Source organism: Corynebacterium tuberculostearicum (assembly GCF_013408445.1).
GTDB classification, from domain to species: Bacteria; Actinomycetota; Actinomycetes; order Mycobacteriales; family Mycobacteriaceae; genus Corynebacterium; species Corynebacterium tuberculostearicum.
Genome location: NZ_JACBZL010000001.1, coordinates 81,198 through 97,386, shown reverse-complemented (window position 1 = coordinate 97,386; position 16,189 = coordinate 81,198). Strand labels below are relative to the sequence as shown.

Here is a 16,189-nt window from a genome sequence, read left to right as displayed (position 1 = left end):
GCGTTACGCCCTTTTCTCTGTTGGAAAAGAGGCAATAACGCGGCCGTTTTAGGTGCTATTACTTAGTAACAGGCGCCCACTCCGGGCCAGTCTCGCCCAGCTCTGGGTCAAGCTTAGAGATGAGCGGCTTCGGCTTGGCCAAGGCGGTGCCCGGCTCTACCTGGATGCGCTCCCACTTTGCCTGCTGCTGGGTGTAGTCACCCATGATGACCGGATACTCGTGGCCCTCTGGCGGCAAGCCAGCACCGACGAGCTCTACCGGGATATCGTCCTTGACATCATGGACCTCCGGCTGGGCCGCCCACACGCCCTCGCGGCCCAAGGTTTCATGGACCTTCTGCGCGGTAAACGGCAGGTACGGCGTGAGCATGACATTGCAGTCAGAGACCACCTGAAGAGCAGTCCACAGCACGGTAGCTAGACGCTCGCGCTGGGTCTCATCCTTGGCCAGTTTCCACGGCTCTTGGTCTGCAATATAAGCGTTGGCTTCGCCGACGACGTGCATGATGGCGGTAATCGCCTGCTTGAACTTGGACTGTTCCAGCAAAGAACCGGCGGTCTCGAAGGTCTCTTCCGCCAGCTGCAGGATTTCCTTATCCTTTTCTTCCAGCGCTGCTGGTGCTGGAACCTCACCGAAGTTCTTAAACGCCATAGAAACGGTGCGGTTGACCAGGTTGCCCCAGCCATTGGCCAGCTCATTATTGATACGGCGGACAAACTCATCCCAGGTAAAGTCCGTGTCGTTATTCTCCGGACCGGCCACGGCGATGAAGTAGCGCAGGGCATCTGGGCCAAACTCCGCCAAGAAATCCTTGACATAGATGACAACGCCCTTGGAGGAGGAGAACTTGGAGCCGGACATGGTCAAGTACTCCGAGGAGACGATTTCCGTTGGCAAATTCAGCTCGCCGTACTGGTGAAGCTCACCGCCCTTGTTGCCCTTGCCGGCATAGCCCAAAAGCTCGGCCGGCCAGATCTGGGAGTGGAAGGTGATGTTGTCCTTGCCCTGGAAGTAATAGTGGCGGGCCTCCGGGTTCTGCCAGAAGTCCTTCCAGGCTTCAGGCTGACCAGTGCGGTATGCCCACTCGATGGAGGAAGACAGGTAGCCGATGACCGCATCGAACCACACGTAGAGCTTCTTGGCGTTATTGTCCTGCCAGCCCTCAACCGGGATCGGAATGCCCCAGTCAATATCGCGCGTCATGGTGCGCGGGCGCATATCCTCCAGCAAGTTCAGGGAGAACTTCAAGACGTTCGGGCGCCAGTCCTCGCGGGTGGAAAGCCACTTTTGTAGCTCCTCCTTGATGGCGGGCAGATCCAGTAGGAAGTGCTCGGTTTCAATGAACTTCGGGGTCTCGCCGTTGATCTTGGATACAGGGTTGATCAGGTCCACCGGGTCGAGCTGGTTGCCACACTCATCGCACTGGTCACCGCGGGCGCCATCCGCGCCGCAGATAGGGCAGGTGCCCTCAATATAGCGGTCCGGCAGGGTGCGTCCGGTAGACGGAGAAATAGCGCCCTGGGTGGTCTCTTTGAGCATGTAGCCATTGGCATACAGGCCCTTGAAGAGTTCCTGTACCACGGAGTAGTGGTTACGGGTGGTGGTACGAGTAAAGAGATCGTAGGACAGGCCGAGGTTGGCTAGGTCGGTGACGATCTGGCGGTTGTAGCGGTCTGCGAGCTCGCGAACGGACACGCCTTCCTTGTCCGCTTGAACCAATAGCGGAGTGCCGTGCTCGTCCGTACCGGAGACCATGAGTACGTTGCGGCCACGCATTCGCTGGAAACGTGCAAAGACGTCAGAAGGAACACCGAAGCCGGCCACATGACCGATGTGGCGCGGGCCGTTGGCATAGGGCCAAGCAACATTTACTACTACAGACTCAGTCATGGGTTCTACTGTATCGAAGCCAGCTCGTGCCCACACGATTAGGGCAGACATTTACTCCGCAGGTGAACCGCAATTTCAGAACAAAGCGCCCACCGCTTCCCCACTGCTGAGGAAACGATGGGCGCTATGAAAGCAACCGTGAAGGGCGCTAGCTACTTGCGCTTCATCGGGTGCTTGAGACGCTCGTTGCGGCGCTTCTTAAGGACCTGCGTGCGCTGGTACTCGCGGTGCAGGCGGCGCTCGCGGGCCATCTTGCGCTGGAACTGCTGTGCCTCGCGGTACTCGAGGTAAATAACATCCTCGCTCAGTGCCTTGTAGATGGCGAACATCAGGCCAACGACAATGAACAAGAATGGCAGTGCAGCAACGATGGTGACGTTCTGCAGGTTAGACAGTGCGTCCTCATTAGCCAGAAGCAGGGTCAGGCCTACCAAGGCAGTCAGTGCGCCCCATGCCGCGGATAGCCACGGCTTAGCGGTAGAAGCACCATTTTGGGACATGGAGCCCATCACCGTGGATGCGGAGTCCGCAGAGGTGACGAAGAAGGTAGCCAGAAGGACCGCTGCAACAATACCGGCAACGAAGCCGCCCGGCATGGACTGCAGGAGGTTGAACAGCTCCTCCTCAGCAGACTCACCGGTGATGGATTCGCCGTTTTGCTCCATATGAATAGCGGTACCGCCGAAGATAGCGAACCACAGGGTGGATACGCCGGCTGGGATAAGCAGGACACCCAGGCAGAACTCGCGGACGGAACGACCGCGGGAGATGCGTGCCAGGAACATGCCCACGAATGGGGACCAGGAAACCCACCATGCCCAGTAGAAGATGGTGTAGCCGGACAGCCACTCACCGGCGGCGCCGTTTTCGGACTCGGCCGTGCGGCCAATCATCTCGGTGAAGTAGTTGAGGTAGTTACCGATGGAGCCAGGAATCTGGTTGAGGATGGTAACGGTCGGACCCAAGATGAACACGAAGATGGCCAGCACTGCGGCGAGGACCATGTTTGCGTTGGAAATGTACTGAATGCCCTTGCCCACGCCGGACATCGCAGACAGGAGGAATGCGAGGGTAAGGACCAGAACGATGCCAATAACCACGGAATTGGTGGGGTTATCGATGATTCCGGATGCCTTCAAGCCGGCCTGAATCTGCAGGGCACCCAGGCCCAAGGAGCAGGCGGTACCGAAGACGGTGGCGAAGATGGACAGGATATCGATGAACTTGCCCACCGCACCATTGGCGTTACGCTCGCCGATAAGCGGCACGAAGGCCTGGCTTAATAGCTGCTTGCGGCCAATGCGGAAGGTGGAGTACGCGATGGCCAAGCCAACGATGGCGTAGACCGCCCAGGGGTGCAGCGTCCAGTGGAACATGGCATAGGCCATGGACGATCCAACGTTGCCAGTGCCCTGGCCTGGGGTGCCGTCACGGTAGTTAGCCAGCGGCTCGGAAGCGCCGTAGAACATCAGGCCAATGCCCATACCGGCGGCGAACATCATGGCAATCCACGATGGCGTGGAAAATTCCGGCTCCTCATTGATGTGGCCCAACTTGATGGAGCCGAACTTGGAGGCGGCAATAAAGACAACGAACACCACGAAGACGGTGCCGAAGAGGATATAGGCCCAACCGAAGTTGTCCACGACCCAGGTCAGGGCCGAAGAGGAGAAGTTGGCAAAGTTGTCCGGGGCGGCCAGGCCCCACACAACGATCGCGGCGACCAGAACTCCGGCGATGCCGACGATGGACCAATCGATTGGCATATTGTCACGATCGGCCGCGATTTCCACCTCAGGATCGTCATAGCGCTCCGGGTGGAAGCCATCGGAGTGAATCATATCCTGAAGCTGGCCGGTGGCAGATTGTGCGTCCAGCTGTTCGTCTACAGTCTGATAATTCTCAATAGGCTGCCCGCTCGAAGAAGCAGAGGCCGGCTGCGCCTGTGCGCCGACCGGTTCCTTTCCTTCTTCTGGCACGCCTGTGCCCATATTTTCCGAGTTTGTCATGAGCTATACAGTGGTGCGGAACTGCTCAATTATCAAACGAAGCACGTAGAAACTTCGCTGCTCAACGCCGTTTCCCAGGGATTTTCCACGATAATTTGAAAGGTTTTTACGCTTCATTTCCCCATGTAAATACCGCTTTAAGCCGCCCACACGCCCGAGCACTATAACAATTCAATTACAAAGCCCCCGTTGGTGAAGCCGTCTACGCGCGCTACGGGGTGTGACGTAATCGAATAAGCGGTGGGGACTAGCCCTCGCGAGCTGCCAAAGCGGCATCATAAAGCTCGCGGTTGGAAACCTCAGTACCTTTGGCTACCTGCTTGCACGCGTCCTTCAGCCGCATCCCCGCCTCCGCTAGCTCGAGCGCCTTGGGCACCAAGTCTGCGGCGGTAGCGGCAGCGGCTGTACCGCCCTCGATCACCACGGTGATCTCTCCCCGAGCACCGTCTACTGCCCACTCGGCAAGCTCACCCAAATTGCCGCGGCGGATTTCCTCATAGGTCTTGGTCAGCTCCCGGCACACCGCGGCCGGGCGGTCGGCGCCGAGAATTTCCGCTGCCTCGGCCAGGGTTTCGGCCACGCGGTGAGGAGATTCGAAGAAGACGATGGCTCGCTTTTCGTTGCGCAGTGACTCCAGCCACGCCTTGCGGGGACCGGGCTTGCGAGGAGGAAAGGCGTCGAAAAGGAAGTGCCCCACGCCCAGGCCCGAAAGCGCCAGGGCCGTCGGCACCGCGGAGGGGCCGGGAAAACAGGTCACGGGAATATCGCGCTCGGCTGCAGCGGACACAAGGGACAGGCCCGGATCAGAAATAATCGGCATTCCGGCATCGGTGACGACGAGGACGGTGCCAGCCGCGGCGGCGTCGATAAGCTGCTGGGCCCGGTCCTTTTCATTGTGGTCAAAATTGGACACCACTCGCCCGGAAATCTCGATCCCTAAGGCCTGGGCCAGATTGCGCACGCGCCGGGTATCTTCGGCCGCGATGACGTCCGCATGCTGCAAGGCATGCATTAAACGCGCGGAGGCATCTCCTACGTTTCCCAACGGCGTGGCGGCGAGGATTACCCCGCGCGGTAGTGGATCCAGACCTAAAACAGACATGCCTCTAGCATTCCATACTCTCTAATGCGCGGTTGCGCTACGTTGTCGCCTAGACTCAACCAAGTGACTATTGCTACCGCTGCCCCATCGCGCCCCACGCACGACACCGTGGCTCCGCCAGCACCCCGCGCCTATCAGTGGGGCAAGGCTGACTGGATAAGCACTAGCGTCGTCGGCGTCCTTGCACTCATTACCCGCTTTGTCGGCCTTACCGCGCCCGTTTCCAAGGGCACGCCCGTCTTTGATGAAAAGCACTATGTTCCCCAAGCCTGGGACATGGTGCGAAGCTGGGATAACCTTTTTATCGGCGGCATTGAAACCAACCCCGGCTACGGGCTGGTGGTTCACCCACCGCTGGGCAAGCAGATCGTGGCACTTGCCGAATGGGTCTTTGGTTATTCCCCAATGGGCTGGCGTTTTATGACGGCGCTTTTCGGAGCAGCCACCGTGCTCTTGACGATGTCCCTGGCCCGCCGGGTCTCCTTATCCTGGCAGGTAGCAACCCTAGCCGGCCTCATCGCCGTATTTGATGGCGTGCTCTTGGTCTCCTCCAAGTTCGGCATGCTGGATATCTTCCAAGTCTTTTTCGTAGTAGCCGCCGCCTGGGCGCTCGCCCGCGATCATAACCAGATGCGCGAGCGCCTCCACAACGCGTTTGTGAAGGACCGGATGGGCTCGTCCGCCTTCGGCCCGCGCTTTGGATTCCGCTGGTGGCGCCTCCTTGCAGGCGTCTGCCTTGGCCTTTCCCTGGGCGTGAAGTGGTCCGGGCTGTACTTCATCATGTTCTTTGGCCTGATGTCCGTCTTTAGCGACCTTGCCTTGCGCAAGCGCTATGGGGTACGCCGCTATATCCTCGGCACCCTGGTGCGCGATACCCCTGCTGCCTTGGCCTCCCTTGTGCTCGTGCCGGTACTGCTCTACGCCTGGACCTGGCGGGCGTGGTTTTCCTCCGAAACCGCCGTGTACCGCCATGCCAAGGTGGATGGCACCATCGAGGATGGATCGTGGCTGCTGAACCTGCCCGATTCCTTAGCCGGCTGGTTCTACTACCACTCCTCTGTCCTGGAATTCCACGCCAGCCTGACCTCCTCCGGCGGCCATCATCACCCGTGGGATTCCAAGCCTTGGGCCTGGCTCGTTGCCGCCCGCCCGATCTTGTACTACTCCTCCACCGACCTGCAGTGCGGTGATGGCAGTAACGAATGCCGCAAGATGCTCTACCTCTTTGGCACCCCGGCCATCTGGTGGCTGGTCATCCCGGCCGTGCTGTGGGGCCTGTGGTCGCTCATTATTCGCCGCAACCGCGCCTTTCTTATCCCCTTGGTGGGCTTTGCGGCAGGCTTTTTGCCCTGGCTCGCGGCCTTTGACCGCCAGATGTACTTCTTCTACGCCACGGCTTTTATCCCCTTTGTCATCGTGCTTATTGCGTTAGCTTTAGGCCAGCTCATCGGGCATGGCAGGCCTGTGCGGTGGGGATGGCTGAAGAGCTTGGCCGGCGGCCCCGTACGTTGGGGCACCATCGCCGCCGTGTTCTACCTAGCCCTAGTAGTGGCGATGTTCTTCTACTTCTCCCCCATTTTGTACGGCTACAAGATTCCAGATTCCTGGTACCACTCCATGATGTGGCTGCCTAGCTGGACTTAACCTGGCCAGAGCGGAGTTTATTGCGGCTGCGCGTTGAGGGACTTCCACCACGCGCGCACCAGGTAGCCCTTTTCTGCCGCCCAGGCCCACGCCAGGCTCAGAGTCGCCAGCGCGGTGGCGATAAGGAAATACACCTGCTCAATGGTTACGGTACCCAGCGCTATATCGCGCATGCCAAAGCCGAAGAGGAAGGCAAACATGGTCGCTGAGACTGGGAGCAATCCGGTGACCGCCGCGGGGCGCCAAGCGCTGAAGAAAAGACCACAGGCCATGCCAAAGCGCACTGCCGCGCCCTCCATCAGCAGGTTGGCTCGCTCCGGATCCGCAGTGGGATCCAGAACCTTTCCTTCCTCGCCCAACGGTACGAGCCCGGAGGCGTGCACGATGAGCACCACTGCCCAGATCGCAAAGACGGCCCCCATAAGAACCATGGCGGCACGCGCGACCGTGAGGTTAGCTTGGCGCGCGCTCGAGGTACGCCGCCATTCCGGCTCCACGCCGGCCAAGATGACATCAGAAAGATCCGTGGGCGGCGCCATGCCGGAATCCACGGGCTCCACAAAGCTCAGTGAACGCGATAGCGCAGCCGCCTTGTCACGGAAAGCGCGGCATTCGGCGCAGCTTTCCAGGTGAGTATCGATGACGTCCTGAGATAGATCGGAATCTTCGCCGTCCATGTGCGCGGAGATAGCCGCTTGGACCTGACTATGCGTCAACATTGCTGAGCACCCCGTCCATGCTGGCTCTACCGGAGCCAAAAATTACGATCATCAGCAGGGATAACAGCAATACCAGTGGGTATTCGATTCCACCATCGGCAGCAAAAAGCCCGTGGCCCAGGTGCACGAAATACAGGGCACACCCCATGAGCAATGCGAGTGCCCCGGCGACAAAGGTGGTGAGCAGACCGACAACGAGGAATGCACCGCCGGCCATTTCTCCTATGGCGGCGATATAGCCGGAAAGCTGTGGCTGCGGCACCCCCAGGGCGGAAAATTGCCCCACGGTTTCATCCATGCCGGTCATAAACATCTTGTCCACGCCGTGTGCGATAAAGATTAATCCGAGGACCGCTCGAAAAATAAGCAGTGCGGCATCGCGTACGGCAGGTCTATTCATGCTGAACAGATTACCCTGAACCCCTCACCCGATGCGAAGGCAATGGACTACACCCATGCTCCTGGGAAATTCGCCCTTTGGTGGGGGAAGGAAAAGAACTCGGCCGCGCGGGCTGTTTCAATGGGAGCCACGCACAAAAGATAAAAGGAGAACACACCATGAGCGAACCAACTACGCAGTCCGAAGAGCGCACCACCTTGGTCTATGACGATGATGGTCTGGGCCGCCCGCCTTGGGCGATGTCCTCGCCGATGTTGAAGGAGTATTACGACACCGAATGGGGCCTGCCCATTTTCGATGAAGCTGGACTCTACGAGCGTTTGAGCCTCGAGTCTTTCCAGTCCGGCCTTTCCTGGGCGGTGGTGCTCAAGAAGCGCGAGGCTTTCCGTGCGGCCTTTAGCAACTTCGATCCGGACAAGGTCGCCCAATTCGGCGAGGCGGACGTGGAGCGTTTGCTTGGCGACGCCTCCATCATCCGCAACGAAACCAAAATCCGCGCCGCGATTAATAACGCCAAGGCGACCATCGCCCTGCGCGAGGAAGGCGGGCTGGCAGAGTTCATCTGGGCCTACCAACCTCCGGAGAACCTCTACCCCACCGTGATGGAGGATATTCCGAAAAAGAGCTACGAGTCCAAGCTCATGTCCCGCGAACTCAAGAAGAAAGGCTTTCGCTTCGTTGGCCCGGTTACCTGTTTCGCCCTCATGGAGGCCATCGGCATGATTGATACGCACCTTATCGGCTCCCATCGCCGCGGTACCTCCGGCGTGTGGCTGGAGAGCGGCGTGCCGAATTATGGCCTAGCGCAGGAATACAACGCGCTCGCGAACTCGCAGACAGCGGGCGCTGACGAGCTTCACGGCGCTGCTAGCTAGTCCGCCTCGCGCGCTTATCCAGCGCGGCGGGCCGCTAGGTCATCGCGACGGCCATAACCATCGGGCCCGGCGTGCGGACCGTCAAAGTCGCCGTCCTCACCATCGCTATAGCTCAGCGGAAGGTGCACGAAGTCCGGGCTTTCATCGTCGATCTCCACCACCACGGCGCCTGGGCGGCGCAGGTTGCGCGGAATCTTTAGCTCTTCGTCCTCGGCGTTGCGCACGCCCAAACGGGCGCGGCGCAGGTGGCGCACGCGGCGGCGCATTAGTGCCTGTTCCTGGCGTACCTGAGAGCGAAGGGCGATCAAGTAGGTCACGGTGAGCACGCCGGCGACGGCAGCCAACCACCAGGTCCAGCCACCGACCACGATTCCTAGGGCTACCGTGAGTACCACGGCCACGGCTAGCCCCAGCAGGGTACGCTGACGGCGCTGGTAGCGCGTTGCAGACTTTTCCTTTTCTGCTACCGGGTCCCAGCCACCGCGGCCCAAGCGACGCTGGGCGAACTCGACCTCGTCCTCGGACAAGTCGGTATCCATGCCGGTTTCGTCTGCTTCCGTGGCCGCGGCTTGGTTCTCGGAGCTCTCGGCCTCGTCTACCTCGTCCGCGCTGGCAGCATCTACGGAATCATCCTCATTGACCTCGGCCTTGTCAACGGCGCCCGGATACATGAGGTCTACCGGCGAGGTATAGGTTTCGTCGTAGGCATAGGCATCGTTCGCCACGCTAGAGACTGCCGGGGCGCTAAATACCTCAGCCTCGGACGCAGCAACATCGGAGGCATTGTCCTTAGTGGACTCGTCCGCGGCGTCGTCCTCGTCCTCCAAGAGCACATCGTCGACGTCGTCCGCCTCTGCGGTGTTGGCTTCCTTGTCCGCATCATCCTGCTGGGAGGCAGGAACCGCAGCTGCCTGTGGCTCGACTGCAGACTCGCCTTCTTCTGCAATCGCTTCTTCCACCAATTCGCCGTCGATGGTTTCTGCCTGTTGCGTGGATTCTTCACCGGCGGTGGAGGCAGATGCAGCAGTAAACGCACGGCTGCCGCTACCGAAGGGCTGGGACTTGGCCCGGCGTGCGGCACCGGCAATGGTCACGGAGCGCGACGAGGACTTGGTGACCTCGGCATCGGATGCACTGTCGGTAGCGTCTGCAGCCTCGACGACTTCGTAGTCCGCCTCGTCCTCATCGTCGCGGCGGTGGACATCGCCGGCACGCAGGCGCGGACGACGCCGGCCGGCGACCTTGCCGGAATCTCCTTCAAAGAGGACCCGGGTATCTTCAAAGGCCTCACCGGTATGGCTCATTGGGCGGTTATTCCTACCCAGTAGCCACGGTGCGAGCACGAAGAGCCACACCACGATGATCGCGATAATCGGCACAGCTGTCGACACGAAAAGGACCTTCCCCTTGAATACAGATGATTACTCCACCTTAAACGGTGAAACCGCACCGTAGCACCCCAAATTCGCGCAAATTACAATGTTGTGACTTATGTGAAAAATGAGGTCGGATTCCCAGCGATTGGGACGCTATTTCACGCCAACCGTCCAGCTTGGCGGAGACGCTCCACCGCCGTAGAGGCAAAGTCTTCTTTCACCAACGCCACGTAGTGGTGGTCCTGCCACGCGCCGTCGATATGCAGATTGCGCCGTAAATACCCTTCATGCCGGAACCCGTTGGCGGCCAAGACGCGCCCCGAGGCCGGGTTGTGCTCCAGATAGGTGGCGGTCACGCGGTGCAAACCCACTCGCCCGAAGGCGTGGTCCACGCCCAAGGCGGTGGCGGCCGTAGCCACCCCGGCACCGTGAACTGCGGAATAGACCCAGTAGCCAATCCAGCAGTCGCGAATGCTGCCATGCTGAATATTTCCCAGGGTTACCTGCCCTGCGAATTTCCCCTCCACCTCAATGACAAGCGGGATCACCAGCGCCTCGCGGGCGGCCGTGCGCAGGTACATCAGGTGATTCCACCACGCCTGCTGGCTATGCGCCGCCGCCCACGGTGCGGCTTGGGTCGGCTCGACCGGGCGCAGGAAGCTTTCATCGTCGATGCGCTGACGCCGCCACTCATGGCCGTCGGAACGCAGCAGGGGGCGCAAACGCATCCGCGCCCCCGAGGGAAAAACAGAAGAGGAGGGAAGCTGGACAATAGGAGTGGATTCCGGCCACCCTGGATGCATGTCATCGGCGGGGCCGGTAGCAGGATGACGGAACCTATCCGCCGCGTTGCCGAAAGGATCGAGCATTAGCTGCGCTGGGTCAAAAACAACACATCAACCACATCGCCCGGGCGGATTTCGGTGACCTCTTCCGGCACGCGAATCATGGCGTTGGCCTCTGAGAGGCCGGCCAAGAGGTGGGCTGGGGCACCTGCGGCACCGCCGAGGCCTTCCACCAAGTAGTCCGCGGTTTCAGCATCGCGCATCAGGCGAGCACGGATGAAGCCGCGCCGGCCGGGGCGGGAATCGATGTGGTTCAACGCGCGCGCACGCACCACGCGGCGGTGCGCATTGCGCTTGCCCAGCGCCAAGCGGATGAGCGGGCGGATATATACCTCAAAGACCACAAGCGCGGACACCGGATTGGACGGCAGCAAGAAGGTAGGAATGCGCTCCTCGCCCACCAGTCCAAAGCCCTGAACGGAGCCGGGATGCATGGCCACGCGGGAGGTATCCACATCACCAAGATCGTCGAGGATCTCGCGGATGGCCTCAGCACCAGCGCCGCCGACTGCGCCGGAGATAACCAGCACCTCGCTGCGGGCAATGTGCTTTTCCAACGCCTCGCGGATGCGGCGCGGCTCGCCCTCCGCAATGCCCACGCGGTGCACCTCCGCCCCGGCTTCACGGGCCGCGGCGGCCAAGGAATAAGAGTTCACGTCAAAGACCTGGCCCAGTGCCGGTTCCTGATCCAAGTCAACCAACTCGCGGCCAAAGGAGATTATGGTAATACGCGGGCGCGGATACACCAGCACCTTTGAGCGGCCCACCGCGGCCAGAAGGCCGATCTGGGCCGGCCCTAAAACGGTGCCGGAAGATACGGCGACATCGCCAGGCTGGATATCGTCGCCCACCCGGCGCACAAAGTCACCAGAGCGCACCGGGCGGTGGGCGGTAACGCGCTTGCGGCCGCGGTCGGTCCACTCGAGGGGCAGGACGGCGTCGGCAAGCGTGGGCAAAGGCGCACCCGTATATACGCGCACCGCTTGCTTAGGCTGCAGGCGCAGCGGTTGCTTGGAGCCGGCCGGAACCTCGCCCACCACGGGCAGGGAACGCTCTACCTCCGGCTGCGGGGAATCCGCATCCTCTTCGCCCTCGGCGGACTGTTCTTCCTGGTCCTTGTGGCGGCGCACCCGCAGACCCCGCTCGCCGCCGATATCGACGGCGCGCACGGCGTAGCCGTCGATGGCCGCCTGCGGGAAGCCCGGCAGGGGTTGGTTGGCCTGTACCTGCTCGGCGCACATCAAACCCAGCGCGTTGGAAATACCGATGCGCACCGGCTCCGGCGTCGTCGCCGCATCCGTTACCAGCGCCAACTGGTCATCAACTGAACGCATAAGGTCTATGCCCGCCCTTTCTTCGCTTCCACGTCCTTGGCCACTGGGAACATCCCTAGGCTAGGCCGTGCTCGTCCTCATACTCGGCCATGATTTGTTTAATCGCTTTATACAGCGTGGGACCATACTTTTCATCGCGCAGGCCAAAGTCCACGTTGGCGGGGATATAGCCGCCGGGATTGCCCAAATCATGGCGCTTTCCTTGGTGGACTACCACGTGGACGGGCTCGCCTTCCTCGATGAGGAGCTCGATGGCGTCAGTAAGCTGCAGCTCGCCGCCCTTGCCCGGCTTAATGCGGCGCAGGGCATCAAAGATCTTGCGGTCCAAAAGGTAGCGGCCGGTGGCCACGAGGTTAGAAGGAGCATCCTCTACCGCCGGCTTTTCCACCATGCCCACGACCTTCTTCACGCCAGGGGCATCGGTATCCTCCACGTCGAAGACGCCGTAGTTGTAGGTCTGCTCGCGCGGGACCTCGAAGGCGCACAGCACGCTGCCGCCCAACGCCGCGCGCACGCGCGCCATATCCGCCATAACGGTGGCGGGCAGCACAATGTCATCAGGGAGCATGACGGCGAAGGAATCCTCGTCTTCCCCAAGCACCTCTTCTGCAAGACCCACCGCGTGGCCCAAGCCCAGCGGCTTTTCCTGCTCCACCGCAACGGGGTGAATGATCTGGTTGGCGCGCTTGACCTTGGCCACCTGCTCGTCCTTGCCGCGGGATTCAAGGGTCTCTACCAGCTCGGGGAATGCCTCGAAGTGACGCATGACTTCTTGCTTATCGGGCGCGGTAATCACCGCAAGGCGGCGCGCGCCGACAGAGGCCGCCTCCTCTGCGATGAGTTCGATGCCGGGAGTATCAACAACGGGCAGCAGTTCCTTGGGAACCGTCTTGGTGGCGGGCAAAAATCGGGTGCCCATACCTGCCGCTGGAACTACAACCGTGGTGATTCCGCGGGCGGAATCTTCGCGTTCTATAGCCATGCACAATAGCGTACAACGCCACATTATTTTCCCGTGCACCGCTACGCCGCGGGGTTATGATTTATTTATGACCTCTTCCATCACCGCCAAAAACGAGCTGCGCGCCCGCTTGGTCCAGGCCCGCCGCGAACTTTCCTCCGAGGACCACGATGCTTTCACCGCCGCCGTGCGCAAGCATCTCGAATCCGAGCTCACCGAGTCCATGACCGTGGCCGCCTACTGGCCTTTGGGCTCCGAGCCCGGCGGTGCGGACTTTGTGCCGTGGCTCAAGGCGCATGTCTCCCGCGTCCTCCTGCCAATTTCCGGCGAGAATGGCACGTTGACCTTTGCCGAATACCGCGGCAAGGAAGCCATGCACACCAGCCCACTGGGATTGAATGAGCCCCAGGGCCCAAGCTTTGATAGCAGCGTGCTGGCCGAGTGCGATCTGGTGCTCGCCCCCGCCATGGCGGTGGATGCCAAGGGCAACCGCATGGGCAAGGGCGGCGGCTACTATGACCGCGCGCTAGAGCCGCTTCCCCACGGCAAGCCGCCGGTTTTCGCCATGGTCTACCCCTCCGAGTTTGTAGACGAGCTGCCTACCGAGGACCATGACCGCAAGGTTGATGCCGCCGTCACCGCAGAGGGCATCACCCGCTTCTAGTTTTTAGGGTGCGGGAACCATGCGCGGTTTCGGGCAGTCTAAAAGAGTATGCCCACTTCGCGTATGCCCCGCCTCGTTTCCACCCTTCGTACCCCTGGCCACCGCCGCGGCGTTGTAGTGCGCCGCGCCATTGCGGTGGCCCTTCTTATTGCCGCGCTGGCTTCGGCCTTATCTGCGGCCAAGGAACTGCCGCGCGTTCCCGTCTTTAGCCGCGATCTGCCTGCGGGCGCGGAGCTGGCGCTTGCCGACGTCGACTTGGCCCGCCTTCCTTCCTCCTCCATCCCCGATTCCGCGGTAGCGGCAAAGCCAGAAGAACTCACCGGCCGCGTTATTACCGCCGCAGCCGGCAAGGGCGAAGTGATTACCGATGCTCGCCTTCTAGGAGAAGAACTTGTCTCTAGCTTGGTGGGCGGCTCCGAAGACGCGGCCGCGCGGATGATCCCGGTCAAGCTCGCCGAGCCAGACATCATCCCCCACCTACACCATGGCGATACCGTGGACGTGGTAACCGCCGTCGATGCCGCCTCCTCCCCTTCTGATGTTGGAGAGGGCGAGGCGCCCACCGCACCCACCGCGCGCGTTATCGCCACCGGCGGGCGCGTGGTGTCAACCTCCAGCGCCGAAGGCGAGGCCTCTTCCTCGACCGTTTTGCTCGCGCTGCCCCATGACCACGCCAATGATGTAGCCGCGGCGTCGTTAAGCCAACCACTCACAGTCGTTATTGTGGGTGACCGCGCCCACCCACAGCAGAGCTAGACCTTTTCAGACACAGCAGTTGTGGTTGGTTACCGGCTGCACTAATGTTTCGCGGTGTCCATGGTTTTTAACTACCCTTAGTTATTCCCAGAAAGGTTTGTGCATATCACCATGCTCAAGGGTTTCAAAGACTTCATCATGCGCGGCAACGTCATCGAACTTGCCACCGCAGTCATCATTGGTTCTGCCTTCACCGCAATCGTCAAGTCCGTCACGGACTCCATCATCCAGCCGATCATTAACTCCCTCGGCTCCGCTGAGGTTGGTGCCGTTGGCTTCCACATCACAGATGCCGAAAACACCTTCGTGGACTTCGGCGCCGTCATCTCCGCAGCGATTAACTTCCTCATCATCGCCGCAGTGGTCTACTTCCTCATCGTCATGCCGATCAACAAGCTCACCGAGGCCGCTAAGCGCCGCCACGGTGTGGACCCTGAGGCCCCTGCCCCAACCTCCGAGGAACTGCTCGCGGAAATCCGCGACCTGCTCGAGGCCCAGAATGTCTCCGATAAGGACATCCCGGGTACCGGCATCGACGGTTCCGCCCGCGGCGCTACCGACGCCGATTCCGGTTCTACCGGCGGCGGCCGCCACCAGGCCTAGTTCCCTTCGCTGCTTGCGCAGCACAGAGCCCGTGGTTTCACTTCTTCGGAAGAAACCACGGGCTTTTTAAGTACCTCTGTGGCTGCAGACCTGCAGCCTGTCTTAGGCACTAGCCGCCGTAGTGTGGGGGCTGATTTTCTCGGTAGAACTGTTCATCGCGCTGGCCAGACTCCCCCTCTGCCGCCACCGAATCCGCGTCATCGACGGTAACGATTCTCTCTTCATCAACACCGTGGGAAGCGGGTACGCCGGGCTTATCAGCACTACGGTCATAGCCGGCAGCATCGGATTGGCGGAATACTCGCCGGCGATTTCTCCGCGACGTCATAGAAAATGCCCTGCTATTACTGGACGCTCGATTGCTGCAGCTGATCAATCAGGTGGTGCACCAGAGGCGCCAAGGTAGCCATGCCATCACGGACCGCAGCACGCGAGGAAGCGAGGTTGACCACGACGGTAGAGCCCGAAACACCCGATAGGCCGCGGGACGTGCAGGCATCCACCGCGCCACAGGCTTGGCCAGAAGAACGCAGCGCCTGCGCCACGCCCGGCACCATCTTGTCGATGACGGAGCGGGTAGCCTCCGGAGTCTTATCGCGCGGGCCCACGCCGGTACCGCCCACGGTGAGGACCAAGTCCACGCCACCGACCACGGCGGTCTCAATGGCCTGGCGAATCTTGGACTTCTTGGAACGCACTACGATGGCGCCATCAACGCGGAAATTGGCCTCCGCGAGCAACTCGCTTACCAGCTGCGAAGTGCTATCGGATTGCTCACCAGGATGATCGGTGACAATAACGATGAGCCCGCGGCGCGGGGCGGCAAGGCTATCCTCCTGCTCGCTCGCCAGCAGGAAGGCATCATCGGGTTCGGCAACATCCATCAAGGAATCGCGCTTATTCGCGCCGTCGGGCTGCGCGGAGTCGGTCACATCGTGCTGCGAATCTGGCATTTTTCTCCTTAAGTTAAGGCAGTACGGCCTTGTGGCGGGGTGAGGTACGGCGCATTC

General features: G+C 60.9%; 16 protein-coding genes. 5 read left to right on the top strand and 11 right to left on the bottom strand.

Features of this window, described 5'->3' with window-relative positions; translation table 11 throughout:
* Positions 1-58: 58 nt before the first annotated feature.
* The 3 genes from metG to rsmI form a co-directional block, all read right to left on the bottom strand.
* On the bottom strand, positions 59-1,891 hold the full coding sequence (gene metG / locus BJ985_RS00460) for a methionine--tRNA ligase (RefSeq protein ID WP_179386238.1): 1,833 nt from the start codon (positions 1,889-1,891) through the stop codon (positions 59-61).
* A gap of 152 nt (positions 1,892-2,043) precedes the next feature.
* The gene (locus BJ985_RS00455) at positions 2,044-3,900 is read right to left on the bottom strand and encodes a BCCT family transporter (RefSeq protein ID WP_179386237.1); all 1,857 of its coding nucleotides are present in this window, start codon (positions 3,898-3,900) and stop codon (positions 2,044-2,046) included.
* A 247-nt stretch (positions 3,901-4,147) separates the two neighbouring features.
* Entirely contained in the window at positions 4,148-5,002 is an 855-nt protein-coding gene (gene rsmI / locus BJ985_RS00450) for a 16S rRNA (cytidine(1402)-2'-O)-methyltransferase (protein WP_179386236.1), read from the bottom strand.
* Between the two features lie 24 nt (positions 5,003-5,026).
* Here rsmI and pmt point away from each other — a divergent pair, with 24 nt between their 5' ends.
* Positions 5,027-6,646 carry a protein O-mannosyltransferase gene (gene pmt, locus BJ985_RS00445; protein WP_179386235.1) on the top strand — a complete coding sequence of 540 codons (1,620 nt, stop codon included), beginning with the start codon at positions 5,027-5,029 and terminating at the stop codon, positions 6,644-6,646.
* Positions 6,647-6,663: 17 nt separating this feature from the next.
* Here the strand turns inward: pmt and BJ985_RS00440 are convergent, their stop codons facing one another.
* Positions 6,664-7,365 (bottom strand): zf-HC2 domain-containing protein, encoded by a 702-nt coding sequence (locus BJ985_RS00440; RefSeq protein WP_179386234.1) that lies wholly within the window; start codon positions 7,363-7,365, stop codon positions 6,664-6,666.
* Complete coding sequence (locus tag BJ985_RS00435; protein WP_049379053.1) at positions 7,352-7,765, bottom strand: DoxX family protein; 414 nt, start codon at positions 7,763-7,765, stop codon at positions 7,352-7,354. The genes BJ985_RS00440 and BJ985_RS00435 overlap by 14 nt, the downstream gene beginning before the upstream one ends.
* 158 nt (positions 7,766-7,923) lie before the next feature.
* On the opposite strand from BJ985_RS00435, the gene BJ985_RS00430 reads away from it, so the two are divergent.
* Positions 7,924-8,640 carry a DNA-3-methyladenine glycosylase I gene (locus BJ985_RS00430; RefSeq protein WP_179386233.1) on the top strand — a complete coding sequence of 239 codons (717 nt, stop codon included), beginning with the start codon at positions 7,924-7,926 and terminating at the stop codon, positions 8,638-8,640.
* 14 nt (positions 8,641-8,654) lie between these two features.
* On the opposite strand, the gene sepX is transcribed toward BJ985_RS00430, so the two are convergent.
* From sepX to BJ985_RS00410, 4 genes are all read right to left on the bottom strand, one after another.
* Positions 8,655-10,031: a divisome protein SepX/GlpR gene (gene sepX, locus BJ985_RS00425; RefSeq protein WP_179386232.1), complete on the bottom strand. Its 1,377-nt coding sequence runs from the start codon at positions 10,029-10,031 to the stop codon at positions 8,655-8,657.
* A 143-nt stretch (positions 10,032-10,174) separates the two neighbouring features.
* Positions 10,175-10,885 (bottom strand): GNAT family N-acetyltransferase, encoded by a 711-nt coding sequence (locus tag BJ985_RS00420; protein ID WP_179386231.1) that lies wholly within the window; start codon positions 10,883-10,885, stop codon positions 10,175-10,177.
* Positions 10,885-12,195, bottom strand: coding sequence for a molybdotransferase-like divisome protein Glp (gene glp / locus BJ985_RS00415; protein WP_005329134.1), 1,311 nt, complete (start codon positions 12,193-12,195; stop codon positions 10,885-10,887). The genes BJ985_RS00420 and glp overlap by 1 nt, the downstream gene beginning before the upstream one ends.
* 55 nt (positions 12,196-12,250) lie before the next feature.
* Positions 12,251-13,177, bottom strand: a complete 927-nt coding sequence (locus tag BJ985_RS00410; RefSeq protein WP_179386230.1) for a UTP--glucose-1-phosphate uridylyltransferase — start codon at positions 13,175-13,177, stop codon at positions 12,251-12,253.
* Between the two features lie 67 nt (positions 13,178-13,244).
* Here BJ985_RS00410 and BJ985_RS00405 point away from each other — a divergent pair, with 67 nt between their 5' ends.
* The 3 genes from BJ985_RS00405 (at position 13,245) to mscL (ending at position 15,179) form a co-directional block, all read left to right on the top strand.
* Entirely contained in the window at positions 13,245-13,820 is a 576-nt protein-coding gene (locus tag BJ985_RS00405) for a 5-formyltetrahydrofolate cyclo-ligase (protein ID WP_005329136.1), read from the top strand.
* Between the two features lie 48 nt (positions 13,821-13,868).
* On the top strand, positions 13,869-14,576 hold the full coding sequence (locus BJ985_RS00400) for an SAF domain-containing protein (RefSeq protein ID WP_373366763.1): 708 nt from the start codon (positions 13,869-13,871) through the stop codon (positions 14,574-14,576).
* 111 nt (positions 14,577-14,687) lie between these two features.
* Positions 14,688-15,179 (top strand): large-conductance mechanosensitive channel protein MscL, encoded by a 492-nt coding sequence (gene mscL, locus BJ985_RS00395; RefSeq protein WP_034668586.1) that lies wholly within the window; start codon positions 14,688-14,690, stop codon positions 15,177-15,179.
* A gap of 109 nt (positions 15,180-15,288) precedes the next feature.
* Here mscL and BJ985_RS00390 read toward each other — a convergent pair whose 3' ends face one another.
* Positions 15,289-15,507, bottom strand: coding sequence for a hypothetical protein (locus BJ985_RS00390; protein ID WP_005329139.1), 219 nt, complete (start codon positions 15,505-15,507; stop codon positions 15,289-15,291).
* Positions 15,508-15,523: 16 nt separating this feature from the next.
* Positions 15,524-16,132, bottom strand: a complete 609-nt coding sequence (locus BJ985_RS00385; protein WP_179386229.1) for a MogA/MoaB family molybdenum cofactor biosynthesis protein — start codon at positions 16,130-16,132, stop codon at positions 15,524-15,526.
* Between the last annotated feature and the right edge of the window lie 57 nt (positions 16,133-16,189).

Bases quoted from the DNA above. Each gene is read 5' to 3' on its own strand.
- BJ985_RS00405 (WP_005329136.1), top strand. From the start codon at position 13,245: ATGACCTCTTCCATCACCGCCAAAAACGAGCTGCGCGCCCGCTTGGTC.
- rsmI (WP_179386236.1), bottom strand. From the start codon at position 5,002: ATGTCTGTTTTAGGTCTGGATCCACTACCGCGCGGGGTAATCCTCGCC.
- pmt (WP_179386235.1), top strand. From the start codon at position 5,027: ATGCGCGGTTGCGCTACGTTGTCGCCTAGACTCAACCAAGTGACTATT.
- BJ985_RS00430 (WP_179386233.1), top strand. From the start codon at position 7,924: ATGAGCGAACCAACTACGCAGTCCGAAGAGCGCACCACCTTGGTCTAT.
- glp (WP_005329134.1), bottom strand. From the start codon at position 12,195: ATGCGTTCAGTTGATGACCAGTTGGCGCTGGTAACGGATGCGGCGACG.
- BJ985_RS00410 (WP_179386230.1), bottom strand. From the start codon at position 13,177: ATGGCTATAGAACGCGAAGATTCCGCCCGCGGAATCACCACGGTTGTA.
- BJ985_RS00385 (WP_179386229.1), bottom strand. From the start codon at position 16,132: ATGCCAGATTCGCAGCACGATGTGACCGACTCCGCGCAGCCCGACGGC.
- BJ985_RS00420 (WP_179386231.1), bottom strand. From the start codon at position 10,885: ATGCTCGATCCTTTCGGCAACGCGGCGGATAGGTTCCGTCATCCTGCT.
- BJ985_RS00390 (WP_005329139.1), bottom strand. From the start codon at position 15,507: ATGACGTCGCGGAGAAATCGCCGGCGAGTATTCCGCCAATCCGATGCT.
- BJ985_RS00455 (WP_179386237.1), bottom strand. From the start codon at position 3,900: ATGACAAACTCGGAAAATATGGGCACAGGCGTGCCAGAAGAAGGAAAG.
- BJ985_RS00440 (WP_179386234.1), bottom strand. From the start codon at position 7,365: ATGTTGACGCATAGTCAGGTCCAAGCGGCTATCTCCGCGCACATGGAC.
- metG (WP_179386238.1), bottom strand. From the start codon at position 1,891: ATGACTGAGTCTGTAGTAGTAAATGTTGCTTGGCCCTATGCCAACGGC.
- BJ985_RS00435 (WP_049379053.1), bottom strand. From the start codon at position 7,765: ATGAATAGACCTGCCGTACGCGATGCCGCACTGCTTATTTTTCGAGCG.
- BJ985_RS00400 (WP_373366763.1), top strand. From the start codon at position 13,869: ATGCCCACTTCGCGTATGCCCCGCCTCGTTTCCACCCTTCGTACCCCT.
- mscL (WP_034668586.1), top strand. From the start codon at position 14,688: ATGCTCAAGGGTTTCAAAGACTTCATCATGCGCGGCAACGTCATCGAA.